This is a genomic window from Paenibacillus sp. FSL R7-0198, assembly GCF_038000415.1.
In the GTDB taxonomy this organism is placed as follows: domain Bacteria; phylum Bacillota; class Bacilli; order Paenibacillales; family Paenibacillaceae; genus Paenibacillus.
Genome location: NZ_JBBOCB010000001.1, coordinates 5,961,737 through 5,981,920 on the forward strand (window position 1 = coordinate 5,961,737; position 20,184 = coordinate 5,981,920).

Annotated in this window: 17 protein-coding genes, 1 tRNA gene and 1 riboswitch; of the genes, 10 read left to right on the forward strand and 8 right to left on the reverse strand. The window is 45.1% G+C overall.

Annotated elements, in window-relative coordinates:
* Positions 1-40: 40 nt before the first annotated feature.
* From MKY87_RS26215 to MKY87_RS26225, 3 genes are all read left to right on the forward strand, one after another.
* Complete coding sequence (locus MKY87_RS26215) at positions 41-370, forward strand: hypothetical protein (RefSeq protein ID WP_036609615.1); 330 nt, start codon at positions 41-43, stop codon at positions 368-370.
* 119 nt (positions 371-489) lie between these two features.
* Entirely contained in the window at positions 490-708 is a 219-nt protein-coding gene (locus tag MKY87_RS26220) for a hypothetical protein (protein WP_307413871.1), read from the forward strand.
* 141 nt (positions 709-849) lie between these two features.
* Positions 850-1,179, forward strand: coding sequence for a carboxymuconolactone decarboxylase family protein (locus tag MKY87_RS26225; RefSeq protein WP_017689352.1), 330 nt, complete (start codon positions 850-852; stop codon positions 1,177-1,179).
* Between the two features lie 69 nt (positions 1,180-1,248).
* Here MKY87_RS26225 and MKY87_RS26230 read toward each other — a convergent pair whose 3' ends face one another.
* Positions 1,249-1,950 (reverse strand): hypothetical protein, encoded by a 702-nt coding sequence (locus MKY87_RS26230; protein WP_340966812.1) that lies wholly within the window; start codon positions 1,948-1,950, stop codon positions 1,249-1,251.
* Between the two features lie 124 nt (positions 1,951-2,074).
* Complete coding sequence (locus tag MKY87_RS26235; RefSeq protein ID WP_091032168.1) at positions 2,075-2,539, reverse strand: C40 family peptidase; 465 nt, start codon at positions 2,537-2,539, stop codon at positions 2,075-2,077.
* 5 nt (positions 2,540-2,544) lie between these two features.
* Positions 2,545-2,676: riboswitch (cyclic di-AMP (ydaO/yuaA leader) on the reverse strand.
* Positions 2,677-3,095: 419 nt separating this feature from the next.
* Here MKY87_RS26235 and pelA point away from each other — a divergent pair.
* Positions 3,096-4,058, forward strand: a complete 963-nt coding sequence (gene pelA / locus MKY87_RS26240) for a pectate lyase (protein ID WP_339784720.1) — start codon at positions 3,096-3,098, stop codon at positions 4,056-4,058.
* 132 nt (positions 4,059-4,190) lie between these two features.
* Positions 4,191-4,275: transfer RNA gene (locus MKY87_RS26245), tRNA-Leu, on the forward strand.
* A gap of 144 nt (positions 4,276-4,419) precedes the next feature.
* Here MKY87_RS26245 and MKY87_RS26250 read toward each other — a convergent pair.
* Entirely contained in the window at positions 4,420-6,114 is a 1,695-nt protein-coding gene (locus tag MKY87_RS26250; protein WP_445259515.1) for a carbohydrate-binding protein, read from the reverse strand.
* A gap of 452 nt (positions 6,115-6,566) precedes the next feature.
* On the opposite strand from MKY87_RS26250, the gene MKY87_RS26255 reads away from it, so the two are divergent.
* A complete protein-coding gene (locus MKY87_RS26255) occupies positions 6,567-7,361 on the forward strand; it encodes a divergent polysaccharide deacetylase family protein (protein WP_445669467.1) in 795 nt (264 codons plus the stop codon).
* Here the strand turns inward: MKY87_RS26255 and MKY87_RS26260 are convergent.
* On the reverse strand, positions 7,336-8,079 hold the full coding sequence (locus MKY87_RS26260) for an N-acetylmuramoyl-L-alanine amidase family protein (protein ID WP_339784718.1): 744 nt from the start codon (positions 8,077-8,079) through the stop codon (positions 7,336-7,338). The genes MKY87_RS26255 and MKY87_RS26260 overlap by 26 nt on opposite strands.
* Before the next feature lie 195 nt (positions 8,080-8,274).
* On the opposite strand from MKY87_RS26260, the gene MKY87_RS26265 reads away from it, so the two are divergent.
* Positions 8,275-8,493 carry a YqzE family protein gene (locus tag MKY87_RS26265; RefSeq protein ID WP_339784717.1) on the forward strand — a complete coding sequence of 73 codons (219 nt, stop codon included), beginning with the start codon at positions 8,275-8,277 and terminating at the stop codon, positions 8,491-8,493.
* Between the two features lie 155 nt (positions 8,494-8,648).
* Here MKY87_RS26265 and MKY87_RS26270 read toward each other — a convergent pair whose 3' ends face one another.
* The 3 genes from MKY87_RS26270 to MKY87_RS26280 all read right to left on the reverse strand — a co-directional run bounded on the left by MKY87_RS26270 (position 8,649) and on the right by MKY87_RS26280 (position 12,769).
* Positions 8,649-9,599, reverse strand: coding sequence for a hypothetical protein (locus MKY87_RS26270; RefSeq protein WP_340966818.1), 951 nt, complete (start codon positions 9,597-9,599; stop codon positions 8,649-8,651).
* 209 nt (positions 9,600-9,808) lie between these two features.
* On the reverse strand, positions 9,809-11,002 hold the full coding sequence (locus MKY87_RS26275) for a YqhG family protein (protein ID WP_340966819.1): 1,194 nt from the start codon (positions 11,000-11,002) through the stop codon (positions 9,809-9,811).
* A gap of 3 nt (positions 11,003-11,005) precedes the next feature.
* Complete coding sequence (locus MKY87_RS26280; RefSeq protein ID WP_339784712.1) at positions 11,006-12,769, reverse strand: DEAD/DEAH box helicase; 1,764 nt, start codon at positions 12,767-12,769, stop codon at positions 11,006-11,008.
* 500 nt (positions 12,770-13,269) lie between these two features.
* Here MKY87_RS26280 and MKY87_RS26285 point away from each other — a divergent pair, with 500 nt between their 5' ends.
* Positions 13,270-15,873, forward strand: a complete 2,604-nt coding sequence (locus MKY87_RS26285; protein WP_340966821.1) for an adenosylcobalamin-dependent ribonucleoside-diphosphate reductase — start codon at positions 13,270-13,272, stop codon at positions 15,871-15,873.
* An 82-nt stretch (positions 15,874-15,955) separates the two neighbouring features.
* On the opposite strand, the gene catA is transcribed toward MKY87_RS26285, so the two are convergent.
* Positions 15,956-16,603: a type A chloramphenicol O-acetyltransferase gene (catA, locus tag MKY87_RS26290; protein ID WP_339784708.1), complete on the reverse strand. Its 648-nt coding sequence runs from the start codon at positions 16,601-16,603 to the stop codon at positions 15,956-15,958.
* A 229-nt stretch (positions 16,604-16,832) separates the two neighbouring features.
* On the opposite strand from catA, the gene MKY87_RS26295 reads away from it, so the two are divergent.
* Both MKY87_RS26295 and MKY87_RS26300 read left to right on the forward strand, forming a co-directional pair.
* Positions 16,833-17,393, forward strand: a complete 561-nt coding sequence (locus MKY87_RS26295) for a flavin reductase family protein (protein ID WP_249911150.1) — start codon at positions 16,833-16,835, stop codon at positions 17,391-17,393.
* A 574-nt stretch (positions 17,394-17,967) separates the two neighbouring features.
* Positions 17,968-20,061 (forward strand): acyltransferase family protein, encoded by a 2,094-nt coding sequence (locus MKY87_RS26300; RefSeq protein ID WP_340966823.1) that lies wholly within the window; start codon positions 17,968-17,970, stop codon positions 20,059-20,061.
* Positions 20,062-20,184: the final 123 nt, after the last annotated feature.

Consider the following 20,184-nt stretch of genomic DNA (forward strand, 5'->3'; position numbering starts at 1 on the left):
CATTTATAATGGGGTTATGTTAGGGAGAGGAGGCAACACCATGGGGAACCAACCGGCAACAGAACAATTTTTTAATGATAAGCTGGCGGAATCGAAAGTTCATTTTGAACGTGCCCTGGATTGTAAACATACGGAATTCGATGACCTTTATCCCTATATGATTGAACATCCTCAATTTTTCTGGTACAAACGCTATGTTGCCTGGTCAGAATTACTGACGATTGTAGGCTTGTGCGAAGAGTTGTCCTTCTCTTGGAAAGAACAATTTACACCGCATCAAGTGGAGTACCTTGAAGAACGTGTGATGTCCGCCAAAGTGCTTGATTTTTGGTTCGAGAAGAACGACAGCAAAGAGCACGCGCAGCGGTAACTTTCAGTCGGGACATAATTTCGAATGACATGACAGTCCAATACAGTCACGTGAGACCTAAATGACATTTCATTTAGGTCTCTTTTTGTAAATAAATTTGGAATATAGGAGCCATGAAGATGATCAGTGATACAGAACTGGACGCCCTGCGTCTGTCAGGTGAGAAAGTAAGAGTAGTACGGGACGAGCTGGAATCTAACGATGTAACCGGGATTGTTGTTGCCTGGGATGGCGAGCAGGTACTTATCCGTCGTCAGAATCGACGTGTCGTCAAGCTGGATCGCGGTTACCGATATCAGCTGTTCAGCGAGCCGCGCCAGAGTCCACTTAGTGAGTAACAGTTTATAATTATGGCAGAGCCATGAGCGTTAAATGTTTGGAATTACCATGATTTGTTGGCATAATTGACTCACTCGGGAGAGAAGATAGGTACAGTGAGGAAGATCTGTAACTATAGCCGAGAGGGTGTGCTACAAGCGATGACATTGATGAATGATAAAGTTCATGCCTACAAGGATCAGATTGGAGCATTAAGCGATGTACTGCCAGGTGTGGTGAAGTCATATCATGAGTTTACGGGAGAATGTTTCCAACCTGGCGTGATTGATGCCAAGACAAAACAGCTCATTGCGCTCGGCATTGGATTGTTTGCCAACAATGAGGTATGTACTTTCTACCATGTAGAAGAAGCCCGTGCCAAGGGCGCTACAGATCAGGAGATCATGGAGACCGTAGCCGTGGCCGGAGCTGTAGGAGGCGGACATGCTCTGTCTCAGGGCGCGATGCGAGTGCAGAAGGCGCTACATTAATATAAAAAAACATTGTGAAAAAGTAACAGGGTTATACTTCCCTTCAATATGGGAGTATAACCCTGTTTTTTAAAGATCGTTTTTACTTTCTTTACTGTTTGCTTTTTTATTATACTTGTCCACATCAGCAAATTTCTCCATAACGGAGTAGTTTGCTGTATAGTTTATTGTGGAGTACCGTTCAGGACGAAATTCAATCTTAGAGCGATCAGTATCCCAGAGATATATAATGGAATTATCGAAGGTCTTGCTTCCAGGCTGACCATATTTATTCGTTAGCTCTTCCAGAATTTCATCAGAATCCTGACTATTTAACATGCCAAAATAATATGTGGCCTCGTGGAGCAAGAAGTCATCTAATGGATATTCATCTGCTGCATTTTCCATTTCTTCAAGGCGCTGGTCCATTATTTTGTATATCTCTTCTTTCCTTGTTTCTGTTGTATTGGGGTTATTTAATTCCTCTGATAATTCCTTTCCTTCTTCCATCATTTCCAGAATGCTATCATTGTCTAATAAATCAGTGAAAACGTATTTAGCATCTGCTTTCTTACCCAGAACTACAAGATTAGAATATTCGATACTTTTCTCATGTTCATTATGTACGTCCTCTTCATAACCTGAGTTACCGTTCTTTTCTTCAGTTGAAATGACTTTGTCGATCTTGGTACCCCATGAAACATCTCTAAAATCTTTTTCGTTCTCGCTACTGCATCCTAAACTACCTATTACTAAAATAGCAAAACTTAAAACAAACATTAACTTTTTCAATTGTTCTCCTCATCTCCTTTTATTTCCTAAAACATTTTACATTGTTTAAGAAAGCAGTTGAAGACAAAAAATGGTTAAACAAAAAAGGCATCCGGTTAATAACCGATGCCTTTTTGTATGTGAATTACATTTTACCCAACATTTTATCATACATAAACTGTCCAGTTACCCGACGTGCTGTTACATAGCGGTCATTGAAGTATGGATTCGATAACTTTGTGATGCTTACACCTTTACTGCTGGAGGCATGAGCGAATTGTCCGCCGCCGATATATACACCTGTATGTGAAATGCCTTTGCCTGTTGTATTAAAGAACACCAGATCACCTGTCCGAACATTACTTTTGGCTACCGGAGTACCTGCTTTGGCTTGCTGCTGAGAAGTACGTGGCAATTCAATGCTGTATTTGTTGAAAAGATATCTCATAAAACCAGAACAGTCAAAGCCGGCTACAGTCGTGCCACCCCATTTGTAAGGAATACCTGTCATGTTGTTCACTACGGAGTTGATACTGCTTGCCTCTGTGCTTGTTGCCCCGGATGTAAATAATACAGCTGCTCCAAAAATGGAGATAATCAGTTTTTTCAAAATCAATGTTCTCCCTTCGATGCCTACGGAGTTAGCTAAGGGTTCGGTAGAAGGTTCCCTATATTTCCTATGTATAAGAATAATTCACCCAAATTGGTTCCCCCGTTTTCAAACATGAAACTCGGCAATGAATAATTAAGTTTTTGTAACTATTTGAAACTATATTGCATAAATGCGTAATTGTCAAACCCATTTAAAACCCTTCGTAATACCTCAATGTTAGCGGAATTAAGGTTTTTATATGAAAGAAGGGATTAAGTTTGGGTATCATTCATGACAAAAACGTCATTATTGATTCGTTTAAGACGAATTTGGATAAATAAATAGGTTTGTCATGAGTTAAAAGAACTATCCCGTTATGTAGAATTAGAGAGATTATATTCATTAAGTTGCATATATTGACAAAAATCGATTTTTTGCATATTATCTGATTATCCAATCCACATATTGGATTAAAATTGATTTTATTATGCGATAAATACAAATAAAGGAGGTTTGGGGACGCTTATCATAGGTAAAGTAGAAGTGGCAGATTTATAAAAACGAACATAGGAGAGTGTTACATTTGAAAGCGAAGAAAATAATTACTTTTGTCCTGGCATGTACGATGGTGTTCTCAGCAGTTGGAATGGCAGTTCTCCCTGTAGGGACGGTATCTGCTGCGGATGCATCGGGTACTACAGCGAGTATTTCAGATGTTTTGAAGAACCAGCTGCCGGATGGAGGTTGGAGAAAAGATTATAAACAGACAAGTGGAGAGTGGGCGAAGTCCACGATAGACAACAAGGCTACATACTCAGAAATTAGAAGATTGGCGAAGGAATTTAAAAAGACGAATGATCCGCGATACTCCACAGCTGCAATCAAAGGAATTAACTTTTTGATCAACATGCAGTATTCAAACGGCGGATGGCCACAAGTTTACCAAAGCTCTGGATATCACAAGCATATCACTTACAATGATGATGCCATGATTAATGTAATGATCATGTTGGATGAAGTAGCGGCACGCAAAGGTGATTTCTCATTTATCGACAGCACACTTGCTAATCGCAGTAAAAATTCAGTTGCCAAAGGTGTGGAGGCGATTCTGAATACACAAGTCGTTTCAGGTGGTAAGCTGACAGCATGGGGACAACAACATGATTCCAGTTCCCTTAAACCAGCGAGCGCAAGAATCTACGAAGTGCCATCGCTGACAGCTGGAGAGAGTGTAACGATTGTTAAATTTCTGAAAACCAGACCTGCTAACGCTAAAATTACCGCATCCATTAAAGGAGCGGAGGCTTGGTTTAACAAGGTGAAAATTACGGGTTACAAGTATGAAAGAGCTAATGGAGATAGTAAAATTATCGCTGATTCCAAAGCTGCACCGATTTGGGCACGCTTCTATGAGATCGGAACAGATAAACCAATCTTTATTGGTCGTGACGGGGTAGTTAAATACAAATTAAGTGATATTGATAAAGAAAGAAGAGGCGGTTATGCATGGTATGGCAACTGGCCTTCCAAGCTTTAATTTGTAGTTAAAGGTAAAGCCCGAATCGACGTCTGGTTCGGGTTTTATTGTTATTATTTTCAGTGTTGACATGATAGATTCCGCATGATATATTATTTATTGTCGCCGATATTGATGGTGGAGATACAATATGCGGTCGTGGCGGAATTGGCAGACGCGCACGGTTCAGGTCCGTGTGGGCTAACCCCCCGTGGAGGTTCGAGTCCTCTCGACCGCATCTAAAAAAAAGACTCCTTAAGCTAACGCTTAAGGAGTCTTTTTTGCATTTTTTGATATAACACTAACTTTAGACTTGAGTATCCAAGAGGTTAGTGCTTAGCTGCATGTACAGCAAATGTCTTCCATCAGCCCTAAGGAACGTTTATTGCGCTGCGGTAACATTAATGCTGTCAATATTCGGTCCTTCCGATCCGGTGGTAACCACTTTCAATGTATTGGTCCCCGTGTTCATGGGGACCTGTATTGTTTTTTCAACCCAAGTGGACCAGCTTCCCGTAGCCGGAAAGGGCTCGTTGCTGATAACTTTGGTTCCGTTAACAAAAATGTCGAGGTTCCGTGTTCCACTTTCCAGCGCATAACGAAACTTTACGTTTTTGGTACCTGTTGTAGCATTATTAATGCCGTTCCATTGAATGGCTGAACCAGTCATCGCATTGAAGTTAACATACCCGGAGCCAGTGTAACCGGGGTAGATTGTTTCAATGGCAGCTTCCGTAAGTGATGTTCCGGTCTCAGCTTCATACGTAGTGCCACTGCCTGTATTCCCGCCGCTATTTCCGCCAGTAATGTTGGCAACAAATGTTGTTACGCTCTGAGGCGGGAGCTGTGCCGTGAAGGCTCCATTGGATACGGTAAGCGGGGTTCCGCTTGCCAGGTTCCGACTGCTGTCCGTAATCCATGAGGACACAGTGGAGGCATTACCATTCTGCAGAACGAATTTTTGGCTTGTGGCTGAAGTTCCACGGTTAATCGCCACGACGACGACTTTGTTATCACCTTTGTAGGCTGAGACAAAGGTGTTCGTATCCGGATTTTTCGTTGCGTCGACTCGCAGGTAGCCTGGACGCACGAATTTGGAGAAATGAGCCATATTATATCCGCGTTTGCTTATGGTACCGTCCTCTTTCATCGGACCATACTGTCTGCGGATGTACCACCACACATAGGCCTGGAAATCACCTTCTACCATGGCATTGTGCATGTGATAGGAAACGTCCAGTGCTTCAGGCCAGCGGTCTGCTGAGTTGTTGTCACTATTCGGAACGTACACCTCAGTCATCCACAGTTCTTTACCGGCTCCTTTTTGCTTAAAGAGAGGGTAGGCAAAGTTCGAAATTTGGGTTCCGTACGTATGTGCTCCCAGAATGTCCATGTTGGCAAGTGCCTGCGGATCATTCAGGATTGGGTCGGATATGTTCTTTAAGTACTGGAACGATTCAGGCGCCATGACTTTGGTACCTTGAATGGACCCGGCATTTTCTTTCATGAATCGAAGGATCTCTTGTGGAGTCCACCAGGTCCAGTCATGAGCATAATCCGGTTCATTTTGCACAGAAATGGCATACAGATCTACGCCGTTATTTTTCATGTAGGTTACAAAGTCGTTCAGATGTTGCGCATATGCGGCATATTTGTCGTATTTCAAACGTTTGGCATTGGTGTCCCCATTGCGGTTGAATGTTTCAACCATGCTGCTTGGAGGATTCCATGGGGATGCAAATACGATAGCCCCTTTTTCAATAGCCCGTTTGGCTGTGGCAACTTCACGATACCAGTTATTAGAATCTGGATCGACGTAGATCCTGAGAATTGAAAAGCCTAACTGATTCTGGTCATTACCAAATGCAGTTTCACGTTGAGCGGGAGTCAGATCACCAATCCAGGCAGGAAGGTTAATGCCCCCAAAGCCCTTGATCAGTTGTTTTTCTGAGGACAAATTAATGTTGGCATCACTTGCCGCCGAAACTTGTGTAGGACTTAACATGAGGGGCAGAGCTGTTAAGCAGGCCAATAAAACATTGATCGTCTTTTTGAATTTGAATTTCACTACTTTCATCCTCCTCGATAATGGTAAATGGTTACATAGAGAAACCGCGACCAGGAAAACAAACAAGAATAGCGGATTGACTGGCATTTATTTTATGTAAACCCTTTCAAAACCTCCTTCCATAAATCATAGGATAGAAATGAAGCATAGAACCTCTTTCATTTGTTGATTCTACTAAATAATTCCTAAACTGAAAACCTGACAAATTACAGTATTTTTTCTAATTAATCTCTATTTTCTAACTATTCAATGACAGTTCTTGTCTGATTGCAAAAGGAAAACTGGAATGATGGCGGTGTTTGCTTGAAATACAGGTCTCCAATGGCGGGGATATTGTTATTAAGGAAGGCTTTGGCTTACATATTCCTACCTTCATTATCAAACAATGAGATCACAGAAGTTACGGGGAGGGAATCATGATGAAGGTACAGAGAAAGATTTATCGATTCATTGCATGTATCATGGCATTTTTGATTGTGTATTACGCAGACATATCGGCAGGAGGTCCTACAGCGGCAGCTTCAGAGTCTACATCGAATCACAAAAGGTTAGCGATTATCATCGATGATGTTGGTAATGACATGAAGGGTACGGCAGAGATCCTGGCGATGCCAGTTAAACTAACGGTAGCGGTCATGCCTTTTTTGCCAACAACGAAGAAAGATGCGATGGCTGCACATGAAAAGGGGATGGATGTGATTGTGCACATGCCCATGGAACCCAAGAAAGGACGACCTGAATGGCTGGGCCCGGGTGCAATCACATCCAATCTAACAGATGAAGAAGTCCGCTCACGCGTGGAGAAAGCGATTGATGATGTGCCCCACGCAATTGGCATGAACAATCATATGGGTTCCAAAATTACTTCGGACAAACGCATCATGTCAATTGTGCTCGATGTATGCAAGGAGAGGGGCCTCTTCTTTGTAGACAGCCGTACGAACTTTCGCTCCGTGGTGGGTGAACTGGCCGTATCCAAAAATATGCCACCTGTAGGTAATGACATTTTCCTGGATGATCAAAACTCCAAACAACACATTCGCAAGCAAATGGATTTGGCTGCTCAGCGTGCGATCGACAAGGATATCTGTGTTGTTATTGGTCATGTCGGTCATTCGGGGATGAACACATCCGCAGTGATTCGTGAGTCCGTCGCCCGTCTGCAAAATCAGGTTCAATTTGTAGGAATCGGTGATCTGGTTCGAGATGTGTGGCAATGGCATTCTGCTCCTACACTACCGACAGATAATAAATAATGCCATTGGCAATAGATTGGGCGATTCGTTTTTGCTCAGCGGGGTCACTCATTCTGGCTCGATCTGCCGCATTGCTCAAAAATCCAGTTTCGACGATGACGGCAGGTTGCTTCACGTAATTCAATAAATAAAAGGGCTTGCCCCATACGACCCCGTGCTCCGTTCCGTACAACTTGTTCATAGCGTCCTGAATGGATTGGGCCAGCAAATAACTCCTGCCTTCTTTCTGGTGCAATACCACCGGGCCGTGTGCGGCCGATCGGGGACTCCAGTTGGCATGGATGCTGACCACAATATCTGTACTTACTTCTTCGCTAAGGCTTTTACGTTGGGCAAGATCCCTGGTATGACGGGAGCGGCTGTTCAGCCAGCGGTTCTCATCACTAAGTGCATAATCACCAAGTCGATTGATGATAACGGCATAACCTTTGCTGCGAAGCAGGAGATAGACCTTTTCGCTAATGGCCAGGTTGATATCTTTTTCCAGCACACCTTGGGCTGATGTACCACCGTCAATACCGCCATGGCCTACATCGAGCAGGATAACGGGTGCTGCAAAGGCATGATGACTTGAGCGATAAGCATCTCCATCGGTCACCGGCAGCATGGATGGACTGTTCTGGGACGGGGCTGCTTTTCCATAAGCGACATGGGGCAGCATGGGTAGGCAATGGATGCTGAGTAGCAAGGCTACCGAAGCGGTCAGCAGCTTATACATGGGAATACACACTCCTTCATGAAATAGGTATCGAATGCAGATTAATGACTCTATGGATACCTTTGGCATTAGACTGTGCATTCTGAGGTTTTTCATACTCCTTTCAATAAAAAAATGTTTAACCATAACACATCTTGCACACAATAGAACTATCGTAAGCTCCGCTAATGTGCAGGAGCGAAGGAGGCAGATGTTATGGCCAAAAGTGATGAATTGGTAAAATACATTACGCAGCGTGTTGTTCATTATATCGATACACCGAAGGACGAGCGGAAAGGTCGCGCCAAAAGGAAAGAACCATGGGCGATGAAGTGGTTTGGCATGATTCCGTTTGCTGTATCTCTGTGGGTGGGGAAAAAGGAAAAAGAATTGGACACCCAGTCTCATAAACGAAGTTCTTCGGGCAAAGGGTAACGATCGCTCACCTACTTCACTCAGCGAGTTTTAAGACACGCCCTAATGTAAAACCAAAAGACGCAATCCCTTTATTTCATGGGAAGGCGTCTTATTTGTTGTGGAGAGTTATAGTTTTAACGTGAGTTGACTGAATCTTAAGATTTTGCTGATAATCAAGGATTTACGATGTAAAAATGGCCATCTTGCTGCAATGTGCTCATAGGGACAAAGCGTTGAATGGATGATTTTCCGCCTAACGCTACATATAGAATGGACTCTGCTTCCTGATCTGTGTGCCACAGCTGATAACCGCTAACGGGTAGAGGACCGCCGTATACGACGTTCCGATCATCCGCTGAGAAAACAATCTCTTGATTCTCCCCGTGTTGTATCACATCTTGTGCCCGGTCGGCAGCAACAGGCTTGGAGGTAATCCACAACAGATTGTCAGCCGGATTGAAGACGGGTCGGAGATGAAGTGGATCGACTGATAAAGATGGCGTTGTGGATAAATCAGTTATGCTGGCAGAGTTCTTTTTGGAATCAGCCTCCAGCAGGTTTAGGAACTCTGACGGCAGTACATCTCCGTTCGTAGCATCAATATAAAGTGCAGGATGATTAGGTTGCTCCACTTTCCAATAAGCCAGCAGGGGAAGAGCATAACCAAGATGAAGCTCTCCTCCGCCAGCAAGTAATGCCTCAAGGTTCACATGTTGCCGATCCAAGGCTTGTCCAAGAAGTTCATTGTTGTATGGTGACTGTTCTCCATGACCATATTCACTAAGCACAATCTGACCCTGCTCTGTGACTGTAATAATCATATATCCGATAGGTTTGCCTTCAAACTCAGCTTGTACGAGCCAGCTATGTGTACCTGGACCCAGAGGGTAGAAATCCAGATCGGCGTTCTTCCAATGCGCTTCGCCGTTCACTGTACCAAGTGTAACAGCTTGTTGCTCTGCAAACCGTTGCACAGCAGCGGGAGCTAGCTTTTCATTCTGAATGCCATGATGTTCGGGGCTATACTCTGTTGATGATGCGGGGGATAGCGAAGACGTTTTTTGTTCCTCTGCATTGGCTATCGACCAAAAAGAGAACAGGGCAAGACAACTGAGCAAGCCCAAGGTTATACAGGTTGTTTTCCGAGCGTTGTTCCAACATGTATGAAAGAATCGTTTCAAATTTACACCTACTTTTCATTTATCCGTTACCTGAGCGGGTCTAGTTTCATTCTAGGGGACAGGCTATGCAAAGGTTGCCGCAACCTGTCGGGCAGCTGATCATGAATAAACACTACTTTTGCCAGCATTTGCAGGAAAAGTAGTGTCTTCGTCTATCTTAAGTGAAACATGCCGCTGCTAATGGCAGTCACTTTCACTTTGGGTTCATATTGCCAGATCATCTCGGTCCGGCGTGTCTCATACTGCAGTTTCATAGCTTCACGATCTATTACCGCCTGTTTTGCTTTCTCTTCTTCGGCATCTGTCTCGGAGTTGATCGGTACTGCGGCTTCTGCCGCCAGTTCTACATCTGCTCCAATGGGTTTAGCGTTCTTTATATCCACAACTTTTTTCAGTTGTGCAGGTGGCGTGCGGTCAGAATGGACATTCTCCGTGTCTGAGGTTACGTTACCTGGTGATTCTACCTCAGGTGTATCTTCTCGGAGTACCGCTTCATAATAGGTGTCCAACACGTCCAGCTCCAGATCAAGCCGCTCTTGGGCTTTCTCTGCCCAGCTATAATCGAGTTCCAGCAAGCGGTTCGTCAAATGAGATTCCAAAGCAGCTCCGGCATCAACTAACGAAACTTTAGCTGTCTGCACATGCATGTTCTCCGCAAGCCTCGGACTGAGATCACGTCGGTTCAGCTTGGTGCCGAATTTCTCTATAATTTCACCCGAGCGAAGGGAGATGCCGAGAAAATGCAATTCCTCCCGTTTCAAATCACAGGCGAACTCCACCTTGAAACAGACACCAAGCCAAGGCTCATATACGGCTGGCGCTGTAGCCCGCAATTGCCGTTTGGCAGCCTGTTCGAACAGGTTTACGAAGGCACCGCCTTCACGGGCAGCGCCGAAAATCTGCTGCAGTCTGCGACTGCCATACACCACTTCTTCACGCAATATTCGTCCTGGCCCCAGCTGTGGCAGCGATGGCGTAATACCGAAGTAACGGCCTAGAATGGTTTCTTTTGGTGGCTCGCCTTGAGGACTGCCATTGGTTACGCCATTTGTTCCAGCAGGGTTAGGGACAACAGGAGGTGATGCTTCCGCAGCTTTGGCTTCTGCTGCTTCAATGGCCTGCTGATAACTGTCAGGATCAAATATAAATGTAAAGGACATCGTCTCAGCGGGTGCTCCGGTTCGTTCCACGAACCCCCAATAATAGGGGCGATTGGTCAACGCTTTGTCCGCCTCAGGCGAGAGTTTGACTGTAACATGGGCGGGAGAACGCTCCATAATCTGACAATCAAGTGCTTCCAGATAGGTGAGAACATAAGCCTGCACTTCATGGGGCGACATGGTCATGAGTTAGCTGCCTCCTTTTCGAAGATCTAACAACCCGGATACGGCAGGGCCTTCATCTGAAACCTCACGTTGAATGGAGTTCAGCGATTGTCCAAGTGAGTCCATTTTACGGCGAATATCTTCATCATTTTGTGATTCCAACATGATTTTGTACAAACTTTTCTCAATGGACTCCTTCTTCTCCAGCCGTTCCAGAATGACATCCAGCCCGCCGATCACCATCTCAAACATATTGATCTTCTCATGCAATAGATTCAAGATGTGTTCCTCAATGGTTCCGCTCGTAGATAAATTGAAGATGTTCACGTCATTTTGCTGTCCAAGCCGGTGTACCCGACCGATCCGCTGCTCTACCCGCATAGGGTTCCAAGGCAGATCAAAGTTGATCATATGATGGCAAAATTGCAGATTAATGCCCTCGCCACCCGCTTCGGTTGCAATCATGGCTTGCACACGCCCGCGGAAGAGATCCATCATCCAATCTTTTTTGCCTCGATTCATGCCACCCCGATAGGGTACAGCTGTAAGTCCATTGTTGCGGAAATAGTTTAGCAGATACTCCTGCGTGGCCCGGTATTCGGTGAAGATAATGACTTTTTCATTCATGTTCCGAACCAGTTCCATCGTTTTCTCCGCTTTGGTATTCTCCTTGATCGCTTTAATATGGGCCACGAGTTCCCAAATTTTGTCCCGAAGGGGAGAGTCCAGCGGAAGTTTCTTCGACAGATTAACCAGTGTCACGAACACAGCATCCCGACTGCTGCACACTTCCCGCTGCAATGTAACAAGGGATAGCATGCTACTCAGATTGCCGCCAGCTTCCTGATACTGGTCTTTAACAAAGGAAGTCACGCCATCATACAGCGCTTGTTCTTCGGGCGATAGTTGCAAGTTCACGTTGGAGACGTTCCGTTTGGTAAATTGAACGGGGCCTTCGCCGCGGCGGTTACGAATCATGACTTTGGATAACTCGTTCTTAAGCTGTTCCTGATTTTTCGGAACCCGTTTGTCTACGACAAAGTTGGCCGCAAAGTCACCCTGACGGCCCAGTTGACCGGGCTTCAGCAGGTTGATCAGATTGAACAACTCACTCATATCGTTCTGCACAGGTGTAGCTGTGAGCAACAGACAATACTTTTTGCGCAATTTCAGCATGAACTGATAGTTGGTTGTTTTCTTGTTTTTGAGCTTATGTGCCTCGTCAATAATAATCATGTCGTAATCGGTATTCAGCAGCATATCTTTATGCGGGTCACGTTTGGCTGTATCCATGGAAGCAACAACCACTTCATTCTGCCAGGAATAGGCCTTTTTCTGGGCAATAGCAGGGATGCCAAATTTCGAATTCAACTCCCGTACCCATTGCAACACAAGAGACGCTGGCACGAGAATGAGTACCTTGGATACGAGACCCCGAACCATATATTCTTTCAGAATGAGACCGGCTTCAATGGTTTTGCCAAGACCCACCTCATCGGCGAGAATGGCCCGGCCTGACATTTCAAATAATACTCTGCGAGCAGTGTCCATCTGGTGAGGGAGTGGAGTAAGGCCTTGTAGATGCTTCAAACACTGGATCTCGTCAAAATTGGGAATCAGATTGGTTTCTTCGGCTTGAATGCCCAGTTGGAAGAGTCGATAATCCCCCCAAGGGCCTCCTTTATCCAGTCGTGATTCCAACTGATTGATCCAGCTCCGATCAAATTCCAACGGAACGGGCAGTTCGGCTACTGGTTGATTCATGTGGTGCGGATTCTTCCGGTTCATGGTGCTTCCTCCCCTGCCATACGTGATGACGTTTTATTCGTAGGTAATAGTATGGACGAATGAGAGTCAGTTCATAACTATATAAGTTGAAATAAGGAATATTTACACTTGTCACTCCGATGACAGAATAACCTTCCGATCGCTGTTATCCCCAGATTTTTTTGATTCCTTTGTCCAAAGGGTGAAAACCTGGGGATAGCGTATGCTTCCGATGCAGCTTTCTTTCAGAAAGCTTTTAGGCGAACGCTTCGCTTCTTCAGATTATTTCTGTCCTCTCCGTTCTTGTGTAAAAAGTTTAGTTGAACCAATGTGAACTACAGTTTATGTACAAGAAGCTTGTCCGAATATAGGGAGTCTATGAAGATGGACTATGATAAAAGTCGCATGGAAAATCAATATATGGTGTATTATACTGAATTTATATCACTATATGTGGTGTTTCGTCATAATTTACTCTTGTAGTGAAAATGTAGCGTTATTCGGGGAGGTTGAATGTAGCGATGAAATCAAACCAACGATCGCATCAATTAGAAGGACTTAGCGAAAAAATATTTCTGGACCGATACGCCTGGAAAGATGCTGATCCGAATCATGCCAAGGTCGGAGATGTGGTATTGGTATTAACCAAGGATGATCCCAAGTTCCCAACCAAGGAAGTGGGCGAAATCATAGAACGTCAGGGCCAGCTTGTACAAGTAAGGACTCGAAGTGGAGAGATGATCGAGACAAGTGTGGAGAAATTGACACTCAACATAGAAAAAACACCGGAAGAGATGTGGGACCGTCTCGCCAAAGCGATGGCTTCTGTCGAATCCACAGCCGATCAGCGGGCAACGTGGGAGTCCAAGTTCCGCTCTGTGTTGGAAGATTGGAAGTTAGTACCCGGAGGCCGAATTGCTGCGGGCGCGGGGGCAAGCGATGAACTGACACTCTTCAATTGTTATGTCATTCCATCTCCGCAAGACAGTCGGGGTGGCATCATGAGAACCTTGACCGAGATGACGGAAATTATGGCACGTGGGGGAGGTGTTGGTATTAATTTGTCCTCATTGCGTCCTCGCCGAGCGGTGGTGAAAGGAGTCAATGGATCATCCAGCGGTTCCGTATCGTGGGGCGGACTGTTCAGTTATACGACTGGACTGATTGAACAGGGCGGAAGCCGCCGGGGTGCGCTCATGCTGATGATGAATGACTGGCATCCGGATGTGCTGGATTTTATTACCGTGAAACAAACGATGGGGCAGGTGACCAATGCCAATCTGTCTGTATGTGTGAGCAATGCATTTATGGAGGCTGTCAAGCAGGATGGAGATTGGGATTTGGTTTTCCCTGATACGAACGATCCGGACTACGACACCGAGTGGAACGGGGATATGCAGCAATGGAAAGCAGCAGGTCATTCGGTGATACACTATCGTACGCTGAAGGCTCGCGAAATCTGGCATACCATTATTGAATCAGCCTGGAAATCGGCAGAGCCTGGTGTGGTATTCATGGAGTATTACAATCAGATGTCCAACAGCTGGTACTTTAACCCAATTATCTGTACTAATCCGTGCGGGGAACAAGGCCTGCCTGGCTGGGGTGTATGTAATCTGTCAGCGATCAATCTGTCCAAATTCTACGATGAAACGAATCATGATGTGGCATGGGATGAACTGGCGGAAACCACTCGTATCTCGGCTAGATTTTTGGACAATGTCATCGATGCAACACCATATCATTTTGAGGAAAATAGACTGAATCAGCAGCGTGAACGCCGGGTTGGGCTTGGCACGATGGGATTGGCAGAGCTGATGATTAAGCTGCGTATACGATATGGCAGTCCTGAATCCCTTGAATTTCTGGATAAACTGTATGGATTCATGGCAAAGGCGGCCTATCTGGCATCGGCAGAGATTGCAGCAGAGAAGGGTGCTTTCCCAGCATTTGAAGCTGAACCGTACTTACAGAGTGGATTTATGAAAAACATGGTTGCGACATACCCTGAAGTGGGAGAGACGATTCGTAAACAGGGCATTCGAAATGTCACACTGATCACACAGGCGCCAACGGGCAGTACAGGTACGATGGTGGGCACATCAACTGGTATTGAGCCGTATTTCGCCTTCAAGTATTTCCGTCAAAGCCGTCTAGGTTATGATGAACAGTTCGTACCGATTGCACAAGATTGGCTGGATGAACATCCGGGTGAAGCTTTACCCGACTATTATGTGACGGCGATGGATCTGTCGGCTGAGAACCATATCCGGGTGCAGGCCGCGATTCAGCAATGGGTGGATAGCTCCATCTCGAAGACGGCCAACTGTCCGGCTGATTTTACGGTGGAGGATACGGCTGAGCTGTACGAACTGGCCTTCGATCTTGGCTGTAAAGGAGTAACGATATACCGCGACGGCAGCAGGGATGTGCAGGTGTTGTCCACGTCGAAGAAGGAAGAGACCAAGGCCGAAGATCAGAACACGGCGGAAGCTGAAGAGAAACAAGGGCAGGCAAGTGATGGAACTTCCAATAGCCAGGTTGGTGTTAGAACGCATTCTTCCGATCAAGTCCCTTCCTCTTCTACAGTGCTGGATAAACAATATAGAAGCCGTCCTCAGGTACTGCGTGGTGCAACATACAAAATCAATACGCCATTCGGGATGGCTTACATTACGATCAATGATCTGGAGGGAACGCCGGGAGAAATCTTCCTGAACGTGGGCAAAGCAGGATCGGACGTATTCGCCATGGCTGAGGCCCTCGGTCGGGTATGCTCACTGTTTCTGCGATACGGAGATCATGGGCACAAGGTGGAACTGCTGATCAAACATCTCAAGGGTATCGGCGGTACGGGTGCGATTGGCTTCGGAGCTAACCGGGTGGAATCGATTGCTGATGCAGTCGCCAAAGCATTGGAAAGTCATGTACAGAGCAATGTGCAGGAGAATGAAACTGGAGCTTTACAAGAACAGAAGCAAGTGAAGAGCACATATCCACAAGTGGAGGATCAGAAAAACTTTACCGAATCGAGAGATTTATGTCCTTCATGCGGCTCGGCATCCCTGATGAATGTGGAAGGATGCAAAACATGCAGCAACTGTGGGTACAGTAAGTGTAATTAAGTATCACTTAGATAAAAGGGAAAAAGAAAAGGCATTCCTGACTCCATCATGAAGTCAGGGATGCCTTTTGTCATTTAGCTAACTAACACCAATCATGACAACAATCTGCAAGTGATTGCAGTTCATTAAATAGAACGCCAGCGTGGTAGCCGTCGCACACGGCGTGATGTAACTGAACGGATAAGGGAAGATAAACGTTATCGTTCTGTTGAACATATTTTCCCATCGTGAAAATGGGCAATAAGTAAGTTCCCTCATTATAAATGTTCAGATTAAATCCCGTAAAGTTCACCCAGGGAATGCTGGAAACGGGAAATGTATTTGGTGGTTCATTGGGTTTGGCAACAAATTGTTTGTGATCTTTGTAATTCTTCATATCTTCCAGATAACGAATGTGGAACGTCTCGAAATCTTCATGGAATGCTGTCCAGATCGTTGAGAAACTTTTGTCGTCCTCATGAAAAATCGTATAACTCGGAGACATTTCGTCCCAATAGCCCAATTTCCCCTCTGCATCAAAACAGGTTCGAAATTCCCTGTGTGTATTGACAACCGTAGAGATCATGTGAATAAGAGCGGGATAGAACTTCAATCCTTTAAGCTTCAGTTCGTTGATCAATAGAGTGATATCCAGATTAGCAGTTATGCTGTAGGTACATCTGACCTGATTCAAGTAGTGGTCAAAGTATGGCTTTCGATCCCACTGATCTAACACGATTGAATTAAACATAAGTTATAACCTCCTAAATTTGAATAATGCCTTCATTTAGGAGGTATATTTGACTGATTTGACCATATCCTATCACATTCCCAGTATCGTATTTTAGAAATTGACCATCTCAGTATAACATGAGAATGAATGTGTCGCTTATAGCGAAATCCTCTGCAAACGCTTTTTCAACCTGCTTCTTTACTTTATAATTAAAATTGTCTTTATAACGAAGAAGAGAGGGGATTAGATGCGTCAGCCGATAGAAGAACCCATATTTTATTCTTATCCTGGAATGGTAGCGGTGGTGACTTCACGTCATGAGGGAGTCCAGAATGTGATGGCGTCCGGATGGCATACATACATCGGATCATCACCAGGCGTATATGGCATCTCCCTTCGTAAGGAAACATACTCCTATGAACTCATTGAGAAGAGCGGCGTATTCGGTGTTCATTTCCTGCCAGGTCATCGATCGGAGTGGATTCAAGCTGCAGGAACGTTCAGTGGAAGAGATACGGATAAATTCAAAAGATTCGGCATTCCATATGAGGAAGGAATCAAGGTAAGTGTACCCATTTTGACAGACGCTTATTTTGCTTATGAGTGCAAGGTTATGGACATTACGACATATGGTGACCATGAATGGATTGCAGGCGAAGTGTTGCAGCGATATCAGGATCAGAAGTACTTTCTGGAGAATGGAATGGTTGATCTGGAGAAGTTGCAAATCCCGATGTACACAGGGCGTTCAGCATACCGGATCATGGATGCGAGGACAGAAGAAAAGATTCACCCGTTCCACCTCTAGGGTCCTAGGCAAGAAGAAGCAATTATGAGCAAAACTTTCAATCCGGTCTGACATAGGTTTATAATGGATATTGGCTGCTGAGCAAGTCGGCAGCCTTTTGTTATGAATTCAATTGTTTCAATCGATGTGTGCATGGGTATGCTGGTTTGCGCAAGTGGGACAGGTAATTTTAGCCACTCGATGAAAAGTACTATATTTAACGACAAAATTAGAGTATGATTTTACAGCTATATGAGCTGGCAGGAAAGGTTACATCGGTTTAATCGTTTGTAACTATTGCTGTAAAGTATGAGGCTTATTTCGGGCGTATAATGCTAAACGTGAACTCACGAATGAATATAAAGAATATTTTAATAATTAAACTTAATGGACAGGCAACTCGTCTTTTTTAAGATTATAGAATTCACACAGAATGTAGCATCATCGGATAGTGCTTCAAACAGAAGCTTTTCTTATGTTGTAAATGAAAGATGGAAGGTGCACTACGTATGTTAATGACAACCAGAACGATCAGGAGTTCCTTTATGCCCCCAACACCGATGTTGTTGACTCACAGTAACAAGGAGGGGCATGCATGTCACAATCGTTAAATCGTAAGAGACATATGAACGGACTTGACGGCTTGCGAGCCATCGCGGTACTTGCGGTAATCGCTTATCATCTGAATTTGGATTTTATTCCGGGTGGACTGCTCGGTGTAGGTATATTCTTTGTTCTCTCGGGATATTTAATTACCGATATTCTCGTGTCACAGTGGCAGGAACATGGACGCATTTCACTCGGTGATTTCTGGGTAAGACGGGTAAGGCGTTTGCTTCCAGGCATGCTGACCATGACAGCTGTGGTGATGATCTGGCTGGCCTGTACAGACCCATCGCGGCTTGCTGCGCTTCGTGGTGATATCGTTTCGGGTGTATTATACATAAGCAATTGGTGGTATATCTTTCACAACGTTTCCTATTTCGAAAGTTTTGGCCCTCCATCACCGTTTGGACATTTCTGGTCGCTGGCTGTGGAAGAGCAATTTTATCTTATATGGCCTCTTCTACTGATCGCAGCAATTATAGTGTTCAAAAGAAAGGGATGGCTGGTCGTTTTCATTGTTGTCGCAGCTGAATTGTCTGCTGGCGCAATGGCCATCATGTATAATCCGGATTTGGACCCGAGCCGTGTATATTATGGAACAGACACGCGAGCATTCGCACTACTGGCAGGTGCTGCTCTCGCCGTGGTGTGGCCTAGTCGCAAGCTATCGAACTCTCTGCCTGGCATGAACCGGCTTGTGCTCGATGTATCGGGACTTGCTGCGCTTGCTTTATTAATCTACATGATGCTGAATAGCAGTGAATATGATCCGTTTCTGTATCAAGGGGGCATGGTGCTTCAGGCTATTGCAACAACGTTGCTGGTAGCGGTGTTGGCTCACCCATCGTCTTTCCTGGCACGTATCATTGGAGCGAAGCCACTACGCTGGATCGGAGAGCGATCCTACGGATTATATCTGTGGCATTATCCTGTCATTATTTTAACCAATCCCGCGGTGGATACGGGAGGAGCACATCCTGTACGAATCATTTTACAGGTTGCTGCAACGGTTATACTGGCCTCACTGTCCCTTAAATATATTGAAAATTCGATTCGGTACAATGGATTCCGTGATTCTTGGTCCCGATTATGGGGAAGAGGGCGGTCATCAATCGGTATACGTAACGTATGGTGGAAGCGGGCAGGTCTGTTGATGACGATGCTGCTGTTGTCCTATACGGTATCCCAGATGATGGTCTCACATGCAGCGAACTCCGACTCCCATTCGGTATCGATGTCCAACACATTGAATGGAGAGAATTCCGTGGCGGAGGAACAGGGACAGGATGTGTTGCCAGCTATTACAGGAACGTCAGGCTCTGGCCAAAAGAACGATGCTCATACACATAAACCGGAAGCAGGAACAAAAGATGATCCGGGGAAAAATGAGAAGCCAACAGGAGAGTCTGCTCCAGACTCAAAACCTGACGACCAAGGCAATTCAGTGAATCCTGGCAAGGACGTTCAGTCTGAAGATAAGCCGGCTAATGACTCCGTGAATAACGAGAATGATGCGCCGGATGACGCTGGAGCGAATCAATCCGATAATACGGATCATACGGATGATACACCTGATTCATCTCAGGACAATGAAGAAACAGCTCCTCCTGCCCAGGATGGCAAGGTTCATTATACCGTCATTGGAGATTCGGTGATTTTGGATGCAAAACCGTATCTCGAGCAAAGTATATCGGGAGTGTATGTGGACGGACATGTTGGTCGTCAGATGTGGCAGGCAGGTGATGTATTGGAAGGTCTGAAACAAAACAACCAAATGGGCAGCAAAGTGGTGCTGGAGCTCGGGACGAATGGTTCCTTTAACTCCAAAAACTTGAATGCTGTGCTTGATTATCTGAAGGATGAGGATCGGGTATATCTGGTTACTGTGCGCGTACCTCGTCCGTGGGAACGAACGGTGAACAGGGCGTTGAATGAGGCAGCATCCAAGTACAGCAATGTCTCGTTGATTGACTGGAACAGTGCAAGTGAGGGACATGACGAATATTTTGAAAAAGATGGTGTACATCTCACTACGCAAGGGTCCGAAGCTTTTGCAGAACTGGTGAAAAACAGTATCCAATAATACGCAATCCATGTTTAATACGATTTAGCACTTATTCATTATATATAGCCTGGGGTGAAGCTACCAACGGCTGCAACAAGAAAGAGCTCTCATTGTGAGGGCTCTTTTTTATATGTTATGAAC

Coding starts and splice junctions, on each gene's coding strand:
- MKY87_RS26215 (WP_036609615.1), top strand. CDS start 41: ATGGGGAACCAACCGGCAACAGAACAATTTTTTAATGATAAGCTGGCG.
- MKY87_RS26220 (WP_307413871.1), top strand. CDS start 490: ATGATCAGTGATACAGAACTGGACGCCCTGCGTCTGTCAGGTGAGAAA.
- MKY87_RS26225 (WP_017689352.1), top strand. CDS start 850: ATGACATTGATGAATGATAAAGTTCATGCCTACAAGGATCAGATTGGA.
- MKY87_RS26250 (WP_445259515.1), bottom strand. CDS start 6,114: ATGAAAGTAGTGAAATTCAAATTCAAAAAGACGATCAATGTTTTATTG.
- MKY87_RS26255 (WP_445669467.1), top strand. CDS start 6,567: ATGGCATTTTTGATTGTGTATTACGCAGACATATCGGCAGGAGGTCCT.
- MKY87_RS26260 (WP_339784718.1), bottom strand. CDS start 8,079: ATGTATAAGCTGCTGACCGCTTCGGTAGCCTTGCTACTCAGCATCCAT.
- MKY87_RS26265 (WP_339784717.1), top strand. CDS start 8,275: ATGGCCAAAAGTGATGAATTGGTAAAATACATTACGCAGCGTGTTGTT.
- MKY87_RS26275 (WP_340966819.1), bottom strand. CDS start 11,002: ATGACCATGTCGCCCCATGAAGTGCAGGCTTATGTTCTCACCTATCTG.
- MKY87_RS26280 (WP_339784712.1), bottom strand. CDS start 12,769: ATGAACCGGAAGAATCCGCACCACATGAATCAACCAGTAGCCGAACTG.
- MKY87_RS26285 (WP_340966821.1), top strand. CDS start 13,270: ATGAAATCAAACCAACGATCGCATCAATTAGAAGGACTTAGCGAAAAA.
- catA (WP_339784708.1), bottom strand. CDS start 16,603: ATGTTTAATTCAATCGTGTTAGATCAGTGGGATCGAAAGCCATACTTT.
- MKY87_RS26295 (WP_249911150.1), top strand. CDS start 16,833: ATGCGTCAGCCGATAGAAGAACCCATATTTTATTCTTATCCTGGAATG.
- MKY87_RS26300 (WP_340966823.1), top strand. CDS start 17,968: ATGTCACAATCGTTAAATCGTAAGAGACATATGAACGGACTTGACGGC.